Here is a 15,439-nt window from a genome sequence, read left to right as displayed (position 1 = left end):
TTCAATCGACCTATTGCCATCTACACTCATAGCAAGGGGCTGGAACTAAATGTACAAAAAAACAACAGTTCCTGCCACCTTTATATCGGCAATGTTTTACCGTAGTTGAGCAAAATTCTTTGTTTTTCAGCCGCATACTTTTTTTAGTGCGGCAAAGTTTTTCCGCTGTGGCAGGTAATTAAGCGGCCAACTTTTGGTTCAATGTTAATTCAAAATCAAAAATAGATCTTGATAAATTAAATAAACATCAATATTTAATATTGATTAATCGAGGGTAATATCAACATTCAATATTGATTATAAACGGAAGAGTTTTCGATAATTTATTGCAGTATTCAGCGCGCCCGATAACTGTAATCGCTCGTGCCATCCTGCCATTGCAGCGCGGGCTCCAGCGCACTGAGGTACTCACGGATACTGGTGTGACCATCCGCCAAAAAGCTGCTGTCCATGAAATTATCCAGTACCGCCTGCCCCTGGGACGCCGCAGCCTCAAGGCAGAAGGCGAGATAGCGCCGGTACGGCAGAATATCATCGCGCCACAGTGAGCCACCATAATACTGCCCCACTCGACGGTGATACTCTTCTGGTGTCACGCACTTGTTGAGGCGGTAATCCATATCGTTGCTGCCGGTACAGATACGCCCACGGCAACGTGAGCCTGTTTCATCCAGCGCCTCAGCCTCGATCCAGCGAAAACGGTGTTCACGTTCGTACAGGGCGGGAAAATCCGCCTCGGGCACTTCAAAAGCCGAACAGATAATCTCGCTACCCGGCATCGCCTGGGTGGAACAGGAGGCAATTTCCAGACTGGCCGGGTCCGCCCCGTGGCGGCTGAAAAAGACCACCCCGACCTTGTTGAAAATGCGCCGGTAGCCGGGCACTCGCACACGCCTGAAACCGGTCAGACTCGGCACCGTCTCCAATGCCGAGCGCTGCGATAATAACGAGCCATACCCCAGTACCGTAATCATCATTCAGCCTCTCAGGCGATAATGGCCATCAGTCCCCGCCAGCCAAAACACCGCCTACCAGTAAATATAAAGCGCCGGAATTGCCGCCAGCACCAGCGGTGCCATCAAAAAGAGTGTACGCACATGCCCCAGAAGGCGCTGCAGCACCACCAGATGAATGACCGGGAAGGTCAGAAAGATACATGTCAGCGGAATCCACCACTCCAGCATACGAAAGCCGTAGGCCATGGCGCCCAACAGGGTAAGCGCAGCGAAATTGCCGATCATCACCACCCAAAGCTGCCCATTGCGCTGCAGGGCAAACGGCGGTTTCTGGTCATCCGGCAGCTTGTTAATGGCACCGGCACTGAGGGCCGCCGACATGGATACAAAACCGCTGAGCAAGAACAATACGAGGGGATCCAAAGAGTACACTCCTGTGAGGTCGTCAACCGCCGCATTGTACGGGATTTGCCGCGCTATCCCCAGCCCCATGCGCCGTGGAAAACAAGGCCCGGTCGAGGCCGGAACAACACCCACCCGCCCCAGCCTTCCGTCTCTGGCATCGACCCGACAGGCCGGGATTGTTGCTATTCACCTGGCGTACCAATAGGTTCCCTAGCTATTTTCACATCACGCCACATGCCCTTTAACTCAAAAGAGTGGGCGCAGGTGCGTGGACATGCTGGTTTCTGTGGCGTTCGCACTGATCTGCGGCCAATGGTGCAACATCCCTGTTTCACCTATTAACCCTGCGGGTTACTATCCCCGCTCTGGCACCACCGCCCACAGACGACTGAAAAGTACTCTCGCCATGCTGCTGTTAAAACGCTTGCGCAAGCTGATCTACCACAATTTCAAGGAAATGAAGTGGCAGGGCCTGCTGGCGTCACTGCTGGTTTATGTGCTGCTGTGCTGGCTGGTACTTCAGCTGCTGGGCGAAACCGCGCTGGCGGGAACCGATTACCTGTACTGGCTGATCGTCACGGCCTCGACGGTCGGCTATGGCGACCTGTCGCCCGCCACGACCGGCGGCAAGCTGTTTAGCGCAGTTTTCGTTATTCCAATGGGGCTGGGCCTGTTCGCGCTGACGGTGGGCAAGATTGCCGCCTTCAGTGCCTACCAATGGAGAAAGGGCATTATGGGCATGAAGGCACTGAACCTGAACGAACACATCCTGGTTATCGGCTGGGATCCGGAACGGACACCGCAGCTGCTGCGGCTTCTGCTGATTGAAGCGCAGCATAACCTGGGACGCACCCTGTGCCTGTGTGTCAGCGACGAGATCGAAAACCCCTTGCCGGGAGAAATCGAATTTGTGCGGGTTTCGGCCTACAACGACCCAACCGACATGCAGCGCAGCTGCATTGACCAGGCCTCCAGCATTATTATCGACTGCGCCCGGGACGACAGCACCCTCGCCGCCGCCCTTTACAGCTACAGCCGCAACCCCACAGCCCATAGCATCGCCTACTTCCGCGACCAGTCCCTCAGTGAACTGTTGCGCCACCACTGCCCCAATATCGAGTGCACACCTTCGGTGGCGGTGGAGCTGATGGTCAAGGCCGCCATGGACCCGGGTTCCAGTGCCCTGCACCGCCAGCTGCTCAGCGCCGGCGACGGCATGACCCAGTACTCGGTACGCTACCCCGCCCAAGTGGCGCCGATCAGTATCCGCCGTCTCTATGCGCCGCTGAAGGAACGCTACCAGGCCACGCTCATCGCGGTGGATCTGGAAGCCGATGGTGAACCTGAGGTCAACCCGTCACTGGATCTGGAGCTGCATCCCGGTGCAGTGATCTACTACATTGCCCCCACCCGCATTCGGGAATTTGACTGGGCGGCACTGGCAACAGCCTGAGGGCAGTACAATCGCCGCCGGCCCAAAAAATGCTAGAATATCGCCCCCTTGTAAACAACGCGCCCATACCTGCCATGACCGACTTTATCGTCAACGAAGCCATTGAAGACTACGCCTTTATCAGCACGGGCGCAGAACCTGCGCTCTTGCAGGAGCTGATTGATGCCACCAACGAAAACATGGGCTGGCCGCAAAAGCTGTCCGGCCGCCTGGTGGGGCGCACGCTGAAAATGCTGGTGGCACTGGCGCAACCCAAGGTCGCGCTGGAAATCGGCATGTTCACCGGCTATTCGGCGCTGTCGATCGCAGAAGGCATGCCCGACGACGGCCGCCTGATCTGCTGCGAAACCAATCCCCGCGCGATCGAGTTCGCCCAGGGCTTTTTCGACCGCAGCGAACATGGTCACAAGATCGAAGTCATCTTTGGCCGGGCACTGGATACCCTGGAAACACTGGATCTGGAACTTGATTTCAGCTTCATTGACGCCGACAAGCGCAGTTACCTGGAATACTACGAACGGGTCAAGGCAATGACCCGCCCCGGCGGGCTTATCGTGCTGGACAACATGCTCTGGTCGGGCAAGGTCATTCAGCCCGAGTCCGAGATCGACGACACCCTGGTGGAGCTCAATCGCCGCATCGCCGCCGACCCCGACGTGGAAAACATTTTCCTGACCGTACGCGACGGCATCAACGTGGTACGCAAGCTGCGCTGATCGCCAGCACCCGGTGCCCTGTCAGAGCCACAGGTCAGTGCACCGGCGCAAGATCCCCCTGCAGGGCAGTTTGCAGCCCGGCGTCCAGCACCTGCCCGGCAACGTGGCAGGCCGGATGATCGACCCCGGCCTGCAGCGCCATGCCCTCGAGCGCCCCCGCCACCATCGCCCGACTCAGTTCAAAGCGCAGAAAGTGCACACTGGAGGTCTTCTCTTCGGTGCTGCGATCCATGTCCTCGTCGGCAATGGCAAATACTCTATCCAGACTGCCCACCTGCATCCAGACCCGGTGTTCAATCCCGACCATTTCCTGCAGACGCCGGCGTCGCTCGGGTACATCGCTAATTTCGATCATCAGCGTCGCCTTCCAGTTTGAGCCGTCCGGTATCAGGGGATTGTAGGCGTTCAGTTCATCCAGAATTTCCGCTTCTTCAAACAGTTTCTCGATGCGCAGCATCTCCTGAATCTGGTACTGCACGGTCATACGGTCCTCATACAGCAGGCGCAGGTGCTCACCGAGCTTTAGCTGACGGCCGCGCTTGTGGGCCATTACCCTGGCCCTGAAATCGCCGCGCATGCGGGCATAGGTTTCCAGTGGCCAGAGATCCTGCGGGGTCAGTTTATCCATGATTCAGCTCCGTACGGTGCCAGGGCATGAGAGGTGTAGGCAAGACCGCCAGCATCAGATGCCGTAGGCCTTGCGCAACAGGCTAATAGGATGTTCCGCCTGGTCGACGCCTTCGCTCAGGTTGGCAATATGGGTCGCCGCCATGGGGCAGTCGCTGGCAAAATGATCTGCCTGTTGCTGCTCGACCTTGCGCACCACCGGGCGGGCTATCTTGACCGCTTTGTCACGGGTTTCGATGCGCACGGCATAGGTGCCGTCATGTCCTGAGCAGCGCTCCAGCGCATGCACCTGGGTATTCGGCACCAGGCTCAGCACATCGCGGGTTTTAAGGCCTATGTTCTGCACCCGCAGGTGACAGGCCACCTGATAACTGATGTCACCCAGCCCTTCGGCGGCGAAATCAAGCTTCAGACCACCGCCCTTGTGCCGCAGCCACAGATACTCAAACGGATCGAAAAAGGCGGCCCGTACCTTGGCGACATCCGCATCGTCGGGAAACAGCAGCGGCAGCTCCTGCTTGAACATCAGCACGCAGGAGGGAATCGGCGCAATCAGGTCAAAGCCCTCGTCCACCAGCCGGGCCAGCAGCGGAATGTTGTAGTCCCGCGCCTGCGCCACTGACTCCAGGTCACCCAGCTCCATCTTGGGCATGCCGCAGCATTTTTCCCGCGGCACCATCTCGATATGAATGTCATTGTGCTGATAGACACGAAACAGGTCTTCACCCAGCACCGGGCTGTTGTAATTGCCATAGCAGGTGGCAAAGAGGGCCACCTTGCCGGTCGTGCCATTGAGTGCCACCGGGCTGAGAGACTGCTTGAGCGGGGCGACACGCTTGCGCAGTGTCTTGCTGTGGTATTTAGGCAGGGGGGCGGCATGATGCACACCGAGGGATTTCTCCAGCAGCCTGCGAAAGCCCGTGTTGGCATTCATGGCATTGACGGTCACATCGACCAGCGGAATCGACGCCAGAGCGCCGACACGGTCAGTGCTGGTGAGCGTCAGGTCCCGAAAGGACGCTCCCTGCTGCTTGAAGTGCACCGCCTTGGCACGCAACATCAGGTGCGGAAAATCCACATTCCATTCGTGCGGCGGCACATAGGGGCACTTGGTCATGTAGCACAGGTCGCACAGGTAGCACTGATCCGCCACCTTTAGATAATCCGCCTTGTCGACGCCATCCACCTCCATGGTGTCGGACTCGTCCACCAGGTCAAACAGCGTCGGAAAGGCATCACACAGGCTGACACAGCGCCGGCAGCCATGGCAGATATCGAACACCCGCTCCAGCTCCTGGTTCAGTGCCGCAGCGTCATAATAGGCCGGCGACTGCCAGTCGATCGGGTGACGGGTGGGCGCCTCCAGACTGCCCTCGCGTGATGTATTGCTCCGGCTCATGGCATTCTACCTTTAACAAGCGACCTGCAAGGGGCCTGCAGTTTCACGACGCCCGGCCCACACCTTTTCCTGCCGCAGGAGCGGCCGGTACCCGGCTATGCAGCGCTGCGCTCAGCTATCCAGGGCATCAAGGGCTTTCTGGAACCGGTTGGCGTGGCTGCGTTCCGCCTTGGCCAGCGTTTCGAACCAGTCGGCCACCTCATCGAAGCCTTCATCGCGGGCCGTTTTGGCCATGCCCGGATACATGTCGGTGTATTCATGGGTTTCACCGGCAATAGCGGACTTGAGATTCAGCGACGTGCCGCCAATCGGCAGGCCGGTTGCAGGATCCCCCACTTCCTCGAGGTACTCCAGATGACCATGGGCATGACCGGTTTCACCTTCTGCGGTGGAACGGAACACGGCAGAGACATCGTTATAGCCTTCAACATCCGCCTTGGCGGCAAAATACAGGTAGCGACGATTGGCCTGGGACTCGCCGGCAAAGGCGTCCTTGAGGTTTTGTTCGGTTTGGGAACCTTTAAGCGACATGGCACACCTCCTGAAACAGATCGGAAATCACGTAGTTCGGGCACAAACGGCCGTTGCCGCCACGCGGCCCTGGTTAAAAAGTAGGCAGCGAACTAGAATCTGTACAATAGATAAATTCTTATGCAATGATCGAATTTTCCGATGACTCATCCACCCACGCTCAAACAGCTCAAATACCTCTGCGCCGTCGCCGATCAGCTGCATTTTGGCCGAGCCGCCCGCGCCTGCTATGTATCGCAGTCAAGTCTGAGCGCTGCCATCGCGGAACTCGAGGCGCATCTGGGTGTGGTCCTGCTGGAGCGCAACAACAAACGCGTGCTGCTCACCGAAGTCGGGGCGGCAGTGGTGGCGCGCAGCCATCAGATTCTCAATGCGGTGGATGACCTGGCCGCCCTGTGCGAACAGACGGTTCCCCCGTTAAGTGGTCGCATGCGCCTGGGCGTCATTCCCACCATCGCCCCCTTTCTGCTGCCGGGCCTGCTCAACCGCCTGCGGGCCGAGCATCCTCAATTTCAGCTGTTTATCCGCGAAGACCTGAGTCAGCACCTGGTGGATGCGCTGCACCAGGGCGAGCTGGACCTGCTGCTGCTGGCCATTCCGTTCCCCGCAGACGGGGTGCAGAACATGCATCTGTTCAACGATCGCTTTGTGCTGGCCTGCCCGCCGAACCACCCACTGAGCCAGGCTGAGACGTTGCATACCCAGGATCTCGCCGGGCAGGACTTGCTACTGCTGGAGGAAGGCCACTGCCTGCGTGGCCATGCACTCGCCGCCTGCCACCTCAGCAGCGTAAACCTGTCGGTGCCCTACCAGGCGACCAGCCTGAACACGCTGGTGCAGATGGTCGCGAACGGTATTGGCATCACCCTGCTGCCGGAAATGGCGCTGGATACCCCGCTGCTCGCCGGCACCGATGTCCTGACCCGCGAGTTCGCAGAGCCCGACGTACAACGTGCCATCGGCCTGATGTGGCGCCGTCAGGCCGCCCGGGCCGACGAATTCCGCCTGCTGGGTGAATTTATCCAGCAACACAGAGTCCCTGCTATCACGCCCCCCACGCCCTGAGGGCAGCCGACCTCGGAGATTTCATGCGCCCTGCACTCTGGCTTTTGACACCCCTGCTGCTGCTCGCGCTGCTGTACGCCGTGCTGCCACGGCTCGCCGGTTACAGCATCGAACACTGGCTGCAAGCCCATGGTATCGAACAGACCCGCATCGACCTGGAGCATCCAGGCTGGAACCAGCTAAAAATTCGCAGTGTCACGCTCAGCCAGCAGCGCGACAACCAGCGCATCGAGCTCGACACGGGCCCTGTCCTCATCGAGTACGATCCGCTGGATCTGATCGGGCGCCTGCGCCTCAACAGGGTGCATGTTTCCAACCTCAAGCTGCATCTGCTCACCCAGGCACAGGCAACCCCGGCCATCTACGGCACGGAGCAGGACCTGCGCCCGCTGCTGCCCGCCGCCTGGCTGGCACTGGCCCCGACCGACCAGCTTCAGGTTGACCAGCTGGAACTCAGCCTGAGCGCACAGGACCAACCCAGACGCGACCTGCGCGGCACCCTCAACCTGCAGGACAACCGCCTGAACAGCCGCATGCAACTGTTCGAAAGCGACACCCCCCTGGGCTGGCTCGAGGTTGAACTGGATCACGAAAATCACTTTGAACTGCGCCTGCTCAAGGACACCAAGCCTCTGTACCAGGCCCATGGCGACCTGCAGCCAGACTCAGACCGGCTCGCGATCCAGCTGCAGCAATCCATCGACCTGACGGAAGCGCTGCGCTGGCAACATCAGCTGCCCACCGCCCTGCTCTCTGGCGAGCTGCCGCCGATACAGGGTCATATCGAAACCCGGGGGCTGATCCGTCTGCCGCTGCGGCTCGACAGCGCTCACTGGCTGCAGGCCCTTGCCCTGGAGCAGACACTGACAGGCTCGGTGCAGCTCGACCTGAACCAGGCTCAACTGCAGCGCGTTCAATTCCCCCTGAACGCCAGCATGCAGCTGCTGGCAGGCAACCTGCGCCTGACCCTGCCCGCCGGTAGCCGTGCCGAATTGCAGGGGCTCGCCCTGCCAGGCTTCGCGCCCACCCAGGCGAGCGCCGAACTGGCGTCAGCACTGACACTCTCCTCGCAACTCATCGCCGATCCCGACAGCGCGCTCGGCAACCCGGACGAGGCCCTTGGCACGGTGCTTGACAGCCGTACTCTGTTCAACGGACTTCAGCTGCCTGCCATCCAGCTGCGGTTGCTCAGCCCACCCCTGCAGCACAGCAGCGGCACGCTCAGCTTCAGTCCGGCCAGGCTTGATATCGACGAGCTGAACCTGCAAGCGTACAGAGCCACCGGCCGGTTGCGCATTCCAAAGCTACACTGGCAGGCCCCGGGGCAAGTATTCCCAAGTGCCGACCTCGACACCCGCTTCGCGCTGACAGAGGGCGTGCTCAGCAACCGCTTCACACTGGCGGTTGCCGAGCCTGCACTCAGCCTGACAGGCCGCGGCAGCACCCGCCTGTCGCCTTTTGTCAGCGATATTCACTGGCAGGCCAGCCCACTTGCACTGCAGCATGCAGAGCGCCTGTGGAACCGTTATCACCCGCCCGCACCGCCTGAGTTCAGCATCAACGCAGGCGTACTGCACCATAATGGCAGCGCCAATATCAACGCCAGTGGCATCGCACTGCGCCTGGAGCAGCACACCGATCAACTCGCCGCACGCTGGGGCTCTGTCGAGCTGCAGGGGCTCGGCTGGCGCTCCAGCACCCAGCTGCGTCATAACGGCAGGCTGCAGCACGAGGGACACGTACAGCTGGATCAACTGGACGTGGGATTTCCCGTGCGCGACATCGCACTGGATTACGGCTACCAGCAGGCACCGGCGCAGGCTGGGCTGCTGCACCTGCAAAACCTGGACGCGCACCTGCTCGGCGGCAGCCTGGCGCTTGATTCAGTTACGATAAATCCCCAGTCCCCCACACTGAGCACTAAGCTGACACTCCAGCGATTGCAACTACAGAAAGTGCTGGAACTGCAGCAACAGGAAGGCCTCAGTGGTGAGGGCCTGCTGTCCGGCGTACTGCCACTGACCTACGATGCCGACGGCATTCGAGTACAGGATGGCCGCATTGATAGCGAAGGCCCGGGCGTCATCCGTTTTTCACCCGATGCGAGGATCAGCGCCCTGGGTCAGTCCAACCAGGGCATGGCAATGGCGCTCAAGGCGCTGAAAAACTTCCAGTACGAGGCCTTGTCGGTCAAGCTGCAATACGATGCTGACGGTGCAGCCCTGATGAATACCCGGCTGCAGGGCAGAAATCCGGACTGGAATAACGGCAGACCGGTCGATTTCAGCATCAATATTGAACAGAACGTGCTTAAACTGCTGCAGGCACTGCAATTTACCGACAAATTGACGGAATCAATCGAGAAGCGTTACCGTTGAAATCTGACTCGCTGTGACGCATTCGCGAGCCCTGGAGGATACCTATGCACCCATACCGATTACTGCCCAGGGCAACTCTGCTCATGGCTGGCGTTCTGGCCTCGGCATGCACGCCAACCGTGCAGGTCGCCGTACCAAGTGAGCCGATCACCATCAACCTGAACGTCAAGATCGAGCATGAAATTCTGGTCAAGGTTGATAAAGAGATCGATTCCCTGCTCGAAGAAAACAGCAACCTGTTCTAAGGACGATGCCATGAAGAACACGCTTAAATCACTGCTGTCATTGATCGCGCTTACCCTCAGTCTGCTGGCGGCCCCCGCCTGGGCGCTGTCGCTGGATGATGCCAAAAGTCAGGGCCTGGTTGGCGAACGCAGCAATGGCTACCTTGGTATTGTGGTCAGTAACCCGTCCGGCGACGTCAAGGCGCTGGTGGCCGAGATCAATGCAAAACGCAAACAGGCCTACCAGCAGAGTGCAAAAAGCGCGGGGGTTGACCTGCAGATCATCGAGCTTCGAATTGGCCAGCGCCTGCAGCAAAAGACCGACACGGGGCAGTATATCCAAACCGAGAAGGGAGCCTGGCAACGCAAGTAAGCCGGGCGACCCGTAAACTCCAACGAAAGGACTGCGCGTGATTCCCAAGGCAGACACATCCGGCATGTCATATCGTCTGAGTAACTTTATCGGTTTAAGCATCTGCGCGGGCGCGTTGTGTTTTGCCCTGCTCTACCTGCAACAGGAACTGGGGCTGGAATCCTGCCCCCTGTGCACCTTGACCCGACTCATCTTCCTCTGCCTCGCACTGCTGTTTGCCATTGGCTGGATTCTGAATCCCAGGCCCTGGCTGCAACGCCTGCTCTCGGGGCTCAACCTGCTGTTGCTTGTCGCAGGACTGGCCACCAGCGTGAAACACGTCTGGCTCAACATGACCGCCGAGCCGGACTGCGCCGCCGAAACCCCGCCAGAGCCGCTGTCTGCACTGCAGTCCATTACCCATGCCCTGCGCGGCACCGAGACCTGCGCCAGCGGCACGGACTGGAGCCTGCTTGGGCTGCAGGCACCCCAGCTGACGTTGCTGCTCTACGCCGCCCTGCTGGTGCTGGTATGGAAGCAACTGCGCAGAAAGAGCCGCCGCAGCTACTTTAACTGAGCCGACCTCATGCGAATGAACGCCCTGTTGCTTGCCTGCCTGTTGCCGCTTTGTGCGCAGGCGGCCGACGATGCACCCTGGACCTACAATTTTTACCTGGAAAACGACCTGTTCACCCAGACCGACCAGAATTACACCAACGGCGTCCGCTTTTCGGCCGTTTCTCCGGATATCGACAATTTCCTCTATGACCCGCGCCTGCCCAGCTGGGTACGGGGGGTCAATGACTGGTTCGAACCCCTGTATCCAGTACCGGAATCGCACATCGACGAGGTACGGCGCAATATCGTGCTGACACTGGGCCAGCAGATTTTCACGCCCGAAGATATCGACCGGACCACGCTTGACCTCAATGATCGCCCCTATTCTGCCTGGTTGTATGGTGGCGTGGGGTATCACGCCAAGACCCGCAACCAGCTCAACTCGGTAGAACTGAACCTGGGGATCGTGGGCCCGGCCGCATTAGGCCAGGAAGCGCAGGACATTGTCCACGAGCTGCGCGGCTTTGATAAATTTCAGGGCTGGGACAACCAGATCAACAATGAACCTGGCCTGCAGCTGGTGTACGAACACAAGACGCGCAGCCGAAGCGAAAGCCACCCTTCCGGGTTTGGCGCAGATCTCATCTGGCACGCCGGCGCCAGTCTGGGCAACATCGCCACCTATGCCAACCTCGGCGCCGAGCTTCGCGCCGGCTGGCACCTGCCCGATGACTTCGGCACCTCGGCGCTGCGCCCCGGCGGTGACAACAGCGCGCCGGGACGCAAGGACCCGCGCCGCAATGGCAGCTGGGGCCTGCATGGCTTTATTTCCCTGGACGGCCGCTGGGTACTGCAGGACATTTTTCTGGACGGCAACACCTGGCGCGACAGCCATTCAGTCGACAAGAAGCCATTGGTCGGCGAAGCAGCCATCGGCGTTTCCACCATTTTCGATCGCTGGAAAATGTCGTTTGCTCGCGTTCATCGCAGCCGCGAGTTCGATGGTCAATCCCAGGGCCACAGCTACGGATCCCTGGCGGTATCGTATAACTACTGAGGTGTCTGTCGGCTGGAAACCCGAATGCTGCTATCTGCCCTGGCGCAGCTCGCCATGCCGACCTTCCGGCACCGCATTGAATTCATCGCCATGCAGTGAGCTGCACCGTCATTGGGCAACGCAAGGTGCCAAAAGCTGCTTTACTTAGAGCGGTTAAAAACGGCGGAACAATCATGACTGCAGACTTTGATCGGAACGATTCTCTGGGGCCGACCCGGATTATCCAAGTCAGGGAACCTGGCATCGGCCTGGAAGGTATTCTCGTCATCGACAATGTCGCGGCGGGGCCCGCCATTGGTGGCCTGCGCATGTCACCCGACGTCAATACCCGCGAGTGTGTCCGCCTGGCCCGCGCCATGACGCTGAAGAATGCCCTCGCGGGCCTGTCCCATGGCGGTGCAAAGTCCGTACTGATCGGCGATCCGAAGATGCCTGCGGCCGACAAGGAGCAACTGATTCGAGCCTTTGCCTGCGCCCTGCGTGATAACCACGATTATATTTTCGGCCCCGACATGGGCACTAACGAAGCCTGCATGGCCTGGGTACAGGATGAAGTTGGCCGTGCCGTTGGGCTGCCCTCGGAACTGGGTGGCATTCCGCTGGACCAGATCGGCGCCACGGGCTGGGGACTCTGCCATGCCATTGAGGTGGCACTGCCCGACTGCAAGCTGAGCATGAACGGCGTGCGTGTCGCGATTCAGGGCTTCGGCGCAGTCGGAAGCCACGTCGCACATTACCTGGCCAAGCGCGGCGCCCGGGTCATTGCCGTGAGCGACTCCAGATCCACCCTGAGCGATTCGGCCGGGCTGGATATCGAGCGCCTGCGATCTCTCAAAGCCAGCGGGCACCCGGTCAGCGACTATGGCAGCGGTCGAGTACAGGACCCGTCAGCCATTATTGATATTGAATGCGATATCTGGATTCCCGCTGCACGCCCCGACATCCTGGATGAATCCAATGTGGATCGCCTGCACACCCGCCTGGTCGCCCAGGGGGCCAATATCCCGATTACCCGCGCTGCCGAAACACGTCTGCATGCCAGGGGCATTATCAACCTGCCGGATATCATCGCCAATGCCGGCGGCGTGATCTGCGCGGCAATGGAATATCGCCATCTCGGCCAGTCCGTCGCCTTTCGGGCGATCGAGGACCGAATACGCAGCAATACCCGCGCCGTACTCGATGAAGCGCATCGCAACCAGGTGACGCCCCGCCAAGCCGCCGAGTCGCTCGGCGAAGCACGCATACGCAAGGCAATGAGCCTCAAGCGCTGGTCTCTGTTCTGAACGAGACGTTCCCCTGTATGGTCCCGTCCATGGCGGGACGCATAAGGAATCTGCCCAATGAATATTCTCTTTTACGCGAAAGGCCTCGACACCGAAAGCTGGCTGACGGCCATTCGAAGCGCACTGCCGGACAGCGATACTCAGCTGTGGTCAGAGCAGCTGGAAGAAAGCTGGCAGGCCGACTATGCCCTGCTGTGGCACCCGCCGGTTGAGCTCTTTGCCACACAGAACAGCCTCAAGGCCATTTTCAATCTGGGTGCTGGCGTGGATGCCCTGTTACGCCTGCCCGGCCGCCCCAGCGAGGTGCCCATCATCAAGTTGCGCAATGCCGGCATGGACCCCTGGATGTTCGACTATATCCTGTACGGCGTGCTGCATTTTGGCCGTAACTTCGATCGCTACCGGCAACAGCAACAGCAGCAGCTCTGGCAGCCACACCCGAGCACCGCCCCCAACGTGCGCTGCATCGGTATACTCGGGCTCGGCGCCCTGGGGCAGACGATCGCGCAACGCTTCAGTCAGCTGGGTTACCGCGTCCAGGGCTGGAGTCGCGGCCCGAAATGCATTGAGGGTGTGGATACGTACTCGGGGTTAGACTACCTAGACGACTTTCTGGGACGCTGCGATGTGGTGGTCAACCTGCTCCCCGCCACTGCGCAAACGTTCCACCTGCTCAACGCCGACCGCCTGGCACAACTGCGCCACGATGCCGTGCTGATCAACGCCGGGCGCGGCACAACGGTGGATCCCGATGCACTGAATGACGCCCTGGCACTCGGGCGGCTGCGCGGGGCCCTGCTGGATGTGTTTCACACAGAACCCTTGCCCGCGAACCATCCTCTGTGGGCACGTCAGAATGTGATCATCACGCCACACATCGCAGCACCGACGCTGATCAAAGACGCCCTGGAGCAAATCACCGCCGATATCCAGTCACTGGAGCAGGGACTCTTCGTCCCGCGCGTCGACAGCACACTGGGATACTGACACGCCGCCCGAAGCCCGGACTACTGCACATCAGCCCGGAAAATTCCTATTAAAGCGTCCGCCTGCCCGGAACGAATCGACTACAGTGTTTCCATAGGGATCGATAATGACCCGTCGAGGCGGCATTGCTATGGAGTTTAAAGACTATTACAAGATTCTCGGCGTCGCTGCGGATGCCGACAAGGCAGCGATCAAGAGCGCCTACCGCAAGCTTGCGCGCAAGTATCATCCCGATGTCAGCAGCGAATCCGATGCCGAAGCGCAGTTCAAGGAGGTCGCCGAAGCCTATGAAGTGCTCAAAGATGCCCAGAAACGGGCAGAATACGACGAGCTAAGGCGCTATGGTCGTCATGGCAAGGCATTCGAGCCACCGCCAGAGTGGCAATCATCGACAGTGTTTGGCGACAGCGGCCATGCTGATTTTGGGGGCGGCTTCTCCGATTTTTTTGAATCGATATTCGGTAGCGGGCAGCCGCACGGCGCTACAGAGCGCAACTTTAAGCGACGTGGCCGGGACATTGAACTGGACCTGCCGATCTTCCTTGAGGACACGCTCTCGGAAGAGTCCATACCCGTCTCCTTTGAAGTGACCGAGCCCGACGCCCATGGTCAGCTGACCCGGCGCAAGAAGAAGCTAAACGTCAAAATTCCGGCCGGCGTCAGCGATGGCGAGCGCATTCGCCTCAAGGGTCAGGGGTCCCAGGGAATCGGGGGCGGGCCCGCCGGCGATCTTTTTCTGCGTATCCGTCTTGTTCCCCACCCGCTGTTCGATGTTGAGGGGCACAACCTGATTATCACGGTGCCACTGGCCCCCTGGGAAGCCGCACTGGGCGCCAGGGTCGAGGTACCGACACTGACCGGCAGAATACACCTGACCATTCCCGCCAACAGCCAGACCGGCCAGCGTCTGCGCATCAAGGGCAAGGGGCTGGTCAGCAAGGGACACAAGGGCGATCTTTATGCGGTATTAAAAGTCGTGATGCCGCACGGCGGGAATGAAAAAAGTCGCCAACAATGGCAGCAACTGGCCGAGTCGGTTCCCTTTGATCCCAGAGCCGAATGGAGCAAGCGATGACCTCAAGCCCCAAAGCAATCGAAATGAGCCTGGACGAGTTCATCCTGGCCTCCGGCGTGGCGGGCGACACACTGCTTCTGATGATTGAGGAAGGCATTCTTAACCCGCACGAAGATACCGCCGGTGAGTGGCGCTTCGAACTTCAGATGATATTCACTGCCCGGCGGGCAGTACGCCTGCACCGGGACCTGGAAATCGACTGGTGCGGTATTGCACTGGCGCTAGAGCTTCTGGACGAACTGGAGCAACTCAGAGATGAGAACCGCATTCTCAGGCAACGCCTGGGACGGTTTATCAAGACCTAACAGGCGGTTGAAAAGCGCTGGCAAAGCAGTCGAGACAATGCCCTCGAAAAAGCGCCGTCAGCCCG

Annotated in this window: 17 protein-coding genes; 12 read left to right on the top strand and 5 right to left on the bottom strand. The window is 59.6% G+C overall.

What is annotated here, in order from left to right:
* Positions 1-335: 335 nt before the first annotated feature.
* Together F451_RS0114840 and F451_RS0114835 are read right to left on the bottom strand one after the other, a co-directional pair.
* Complete coding sequence (locus F451_RS0114840; protein WP_020682176.1) at positions 336-977, bottom strand: gamma-glutamylcyclotransferase family protein; 642 nt, start codon at positions 975-977, stop codon at positions 336-338.
* 51 nt (positions 978-1,028) lie between these two features.
* Positions 1,029-1,388 (bottom strand): hypothetical protein, encoded by a 360-nt coding sequence (locus tag F451_RS0114835; RefSeq protein ID WP_240476493.1) that lies wholly within the window; start codon positions 1,386-1,388, stop codon positions 1,029-1,031.
* 247 nt (positions 1,389-1,635) lie between these two features.
* Here F451_RS0114835 and F451_RS0114830 point away from each other — a divergent pair, with 247 nt between their 5' ends.
* Positions 1,636-2,814 (top strand): potassium channel family protein, encoded by a 1,179-nt coding sequence (locus F451_RS0114830; protein ID WP_240476492.1) that lies wholly within the window; start codon positions 1,636-1,638, stop codon positions 2,812-2,814.
* A 74-nt stretch (positions 2,815-2,888) separates the two neighbouring features.
* The gene (locus tag F451_RS0114825) at positions 2,889-3,530 is read left to right on the top strand and encodes an O-methyltransferase (RefSeq protein ID WP_020682173.1); all 642 of its coding nucleotides are present in this window, start codon (positions 2,889-2,891) and stop codon (positions 3,528-3,530) included.
* Between the two features lie 34 nt (positions 3,531-3,564).
* Here the strand turns inward: F451_RS0114825 and F451_RS0114820 are convergent, their stop codons facing one another.
* The 3 genes from F451_RS0114820 to F451_RS0114810 all read right to left on the bottom strand — a co-directional run bounded on the left by F451_RS0114820 (position 3,565) and on the right by F451_RS0114810 (position 6,087).
* A complete protein-coding gene (locus F451_RS0114820; RefSeq protein WP_020682172.1) occupies positions 3,565-4,158 on the bottom strand; it encodes a DUF3501 family protein in 594 nt (197 codons plus the stop codon).
* Between the two features lie 54 nt (positions 4,159-4,212).
* Positions 4,213-5,556 (bottom strand): heterodisulfide reductase-related iron-sulfur binding cluster, encoded by a 1,344-nt coding sequence (locus F451_RS0114815; RefSeq protein WP_020682171.1) that lies wholly within the window; start codon positions 5,554-5,556, stop codon positions 4,213-4,215.
* Positions 5,557-5,667: 111 nt separating this feature from the next.
* On the bottom strand, positions 5,668-6,087 hold the full coding sequence (locus F451_RS0114810; protein ID WP_020682170.1) for a rubrerythrin family protein: 420 nt from the start codon (positions 6,085-6,087) through the stop codon (positions 5,668-5,670).
* 141 nt (positions 6,088-6,228) lie between these two features.
* Here F451_RS0114810 and F451_RS0114805 point away from each other — a divergent pair, with 141 nt between their 5' ends.
* The 10 genes from F451_RS0114805 (at position 6,229) to F451_RS0114760 (ending at position 15,374) form a co-directional block, all read left to right on the top strand.
* Positions 6,229-7,152: a hydrogen peroxide-inducible genes activator gene (locus tag F451_RS0114805; protein WP_020682169.1), complete on the top strand. Its 924-nt coding sequence runs from the start codon at positions 6,229-6,231 to the stop codon at positions 7,150-7,152.
* A 23-nt stretch (positions 7,153-7,175) separates the two neighbouring features.
* Positions 7,176-9,530 (top strand): intermembrane phospholipid transport YdbH family protein, encoded by a 2,355-nt coding sequence (locus F451_RS0114800; protein ID WP_020682168.1) that lies wholly within the window; start codon positions 7,176-7,178, stop codon positions 9,528-9,530.
* Positions 9,531-9,574: 44 nt separating this feature from the next.
* Positions 9,575-9,775 carry a YnbE family lipoprotein gene (locus F451_RS0114795; RefSeq protein ID WP_040879891.1) on the top strand — a complete coding sequence of 67 codons (201 nt, stop codon included), beginning with the start codon at positions 9,575-9,577 and terminating at the stop codon, positions 9,773-9,775.
* Positions 9,776-9,785: 10 nt separating this feature from the next.
* Complete coding sequence (locus tag F451_RS0114790) at positions 9,786-10,127, top strand: YdbL family probable chaperone protein (RefSeq protein ID WP_020682166.1); 342 nt, start codon at positions 9,786-9,788, stop codon at positions 10,125-10,127.
* A gap of 64 nt (positions 10,128-10,191) precedes the next feature.
* On the top strand, positions 10,192-10,683 hold the full coding sequence (locus F451_RS25660) for a disulfide bond formation protein B (protein WP_156826501.1): 492 nt from the start codon (positions 10,192-10,194) through the stop codon (positions 10,681-10,683).
* 9 nt (positions 10,684-10,692) lie between these two features.
* A complete protein-coding gene (locus F451_RS0114780; RefSeq protein WP_240476491.1) occupies positions 10,693-11,721 on the top strand; it encodes a lipid A deacylase LpxR family protein in 1,029 nt (342 codons plus the stop codon).
* A 173-nt stretch (positions 11,722-11,894) separates the two neighbouring features.
* Positions 11,895-13,007, top strand: a complete 1,113-nt coding sequence (locus tag F451_RS0114775) for a Glu/Leu/Phe/Val family dehydrogenase (protein ID WP_020682163.1) — start codon at positions 11,895-11,897, stop codon at positions 13,005-13,007.
* 57 nt (positions 13,008-13,064) lie between these two features.
* A complete protein-coding gene (locus F451_RS0114770; RefSeq protein ID WP_020682162.1) occupies positions 13,065-13,994 on the top strand; it encodes a 2-hydroxyacid dehydrogenase in 930 nt (309 codons plus the stop codon).
* 106 nt (positions 13,995-14,100) lie between these two features.
* Positions 14,101-15,069, top strand: coding sequence for a curved DNA-binding protein (gene cbpA, locus F451_RS0114765; RefSeq protein ID WP_240476490.1), 969 nt, complete (start codon positions 14,101-14,103; stop codon positions 15,067-15,069).
* A complete protein-coding gene (locus F451_RS0114760) occupies positions 15,066-15,374 on the top strand; it encodes a chaperone modulator CbpM (RefSeq protein ID WP_020682160.1) in 309 nt (102 codons plus the stop codon). Before cbpA ends, F451_RS0114760 begins: the two co-directional genes overlap by 4 nt.
* Positions 15,375-15,439: the final 65 nt, after the last annotated feature.

Origin of the sequence: Marinobacterium rhizophilum DSM 18822, from assembly GCF_000378045.1 — a bacterium.
In the GTDB taxonomy this organism is placed as follows: Bacteria; Pseudomonadota; Gammaproteobacteria; order Pseudomonadales; family Balneatricaceae; genus Marinobacterium_A; species Marinobacterium_A rhizophilum.
This window is presented reverse-complemented; position numbering and strand designations above follow the sequence as displayed.

Coding starts and splice junctions, on each gene's coding strand:
- F451_RS0114825 (WP_020682173.1), top strand. CDS start 2,889: ATGACCGACTTTATCGTCAACGAAGCCATTGAAGACTACGCCTTTATC.
- F451_RS0114820 (WP_020682172.1), bottom strand. CDS start 4,158: ATGGATAAACTGACCCCGCAGGATCTCTGGCCACTGGAAACCTATGCC.
- F451_RS25660 (WP_156826501.1), top strand. CDS start 10,192: ATGTCATATCGTCTGAGTAACTTTATCGGTTTAAGCATCTGCGCGGGC.
- F451_RS0114790 (WP_020682166.1), top strand. CDS start 9,786: ATGAAGAACACGCTTAAATCACTGCTGTCATTGATCGCGCTTACCCTC.
- F451_RS0114810 (WP_020682170.1), bottom strand. CDS start 6,087: ATGTCGCTTAAAGGTTCCCAAACCGAACAAAACCTCAAGGACGCCTTT.
- F451_RS0114805 (WP_020682169.1), top strand. CDS start 6,229: ATGACTCATCCACCCACGCTCAAACAGCTCAAATACCTCTGCGCCGTC.
- F451_RS0114800 (WP_020682168.1), top strand. CDS start 7,176: ATGCGCCCTGCACTCTGGCTTTTGACACCCCTGCTGCTGCTCGCGCTG.
- F451_RS0114775 (WP_020682163.1), top strand. CDS start 11,895: ATGACTGCAGACTTTGATCGGAACGATTCTCTGGGGCCGACCCGGATT.
- F451_RS0114795 (WP_040879891.1), top strand. CDS start 9,575: ATGCACCCATACCGATTACTGCCCAGGGCAACTCTGCTCATGGCTGGC.
- F451_RS0114780 (WP_240476491.1), top strand. CDS start 10,693: ATGCGAATGAACGCCCTGTTGCTTGCCTGCCTGTTGCCGCTTTGTGCG.
- F451_RS0114830 (WP_240476492.1), top strand. CDS start 1,636: ATGCTGGTTTCTGTGGCGTTCGCACTGATCTGCGGCCAATGGTGCAAC.
- F451_RS0114840 (WP_020682176.1), bottom strand. CDS start 977: ATGATGATTACGGTACTGGGGTATGGCTCGTTATTATCGCAGCGCTCG.
- F451_RS0114760 (WP_020682160.1), top strand. CDS start 15,066: ATGACCTCAAGCCCCAAAGCAATCGAAATGAGCCTGGACGAGTTCATC.
- cbpA (WP_240476490.1), top strand. CDS start 14,101: ATGACCCGTCGAGGCGGCATTGCTATGGAGTTTAAAGACTATTACAAG.
- F451_RS0114815 (WP_020682171.1), bottom strand. CDS start 5,556: ATGAGCCGGAGCAATACATCACGCGAGGGCAGTCTGGAGGCGCCCACC.
- F451_RS0114770 (WP_020682162.1), top strand. CDS start 13,065: ATGAATATTCTCTTTTACGCGAAAGGCCTCGACACCGAAAGCTGGCTG.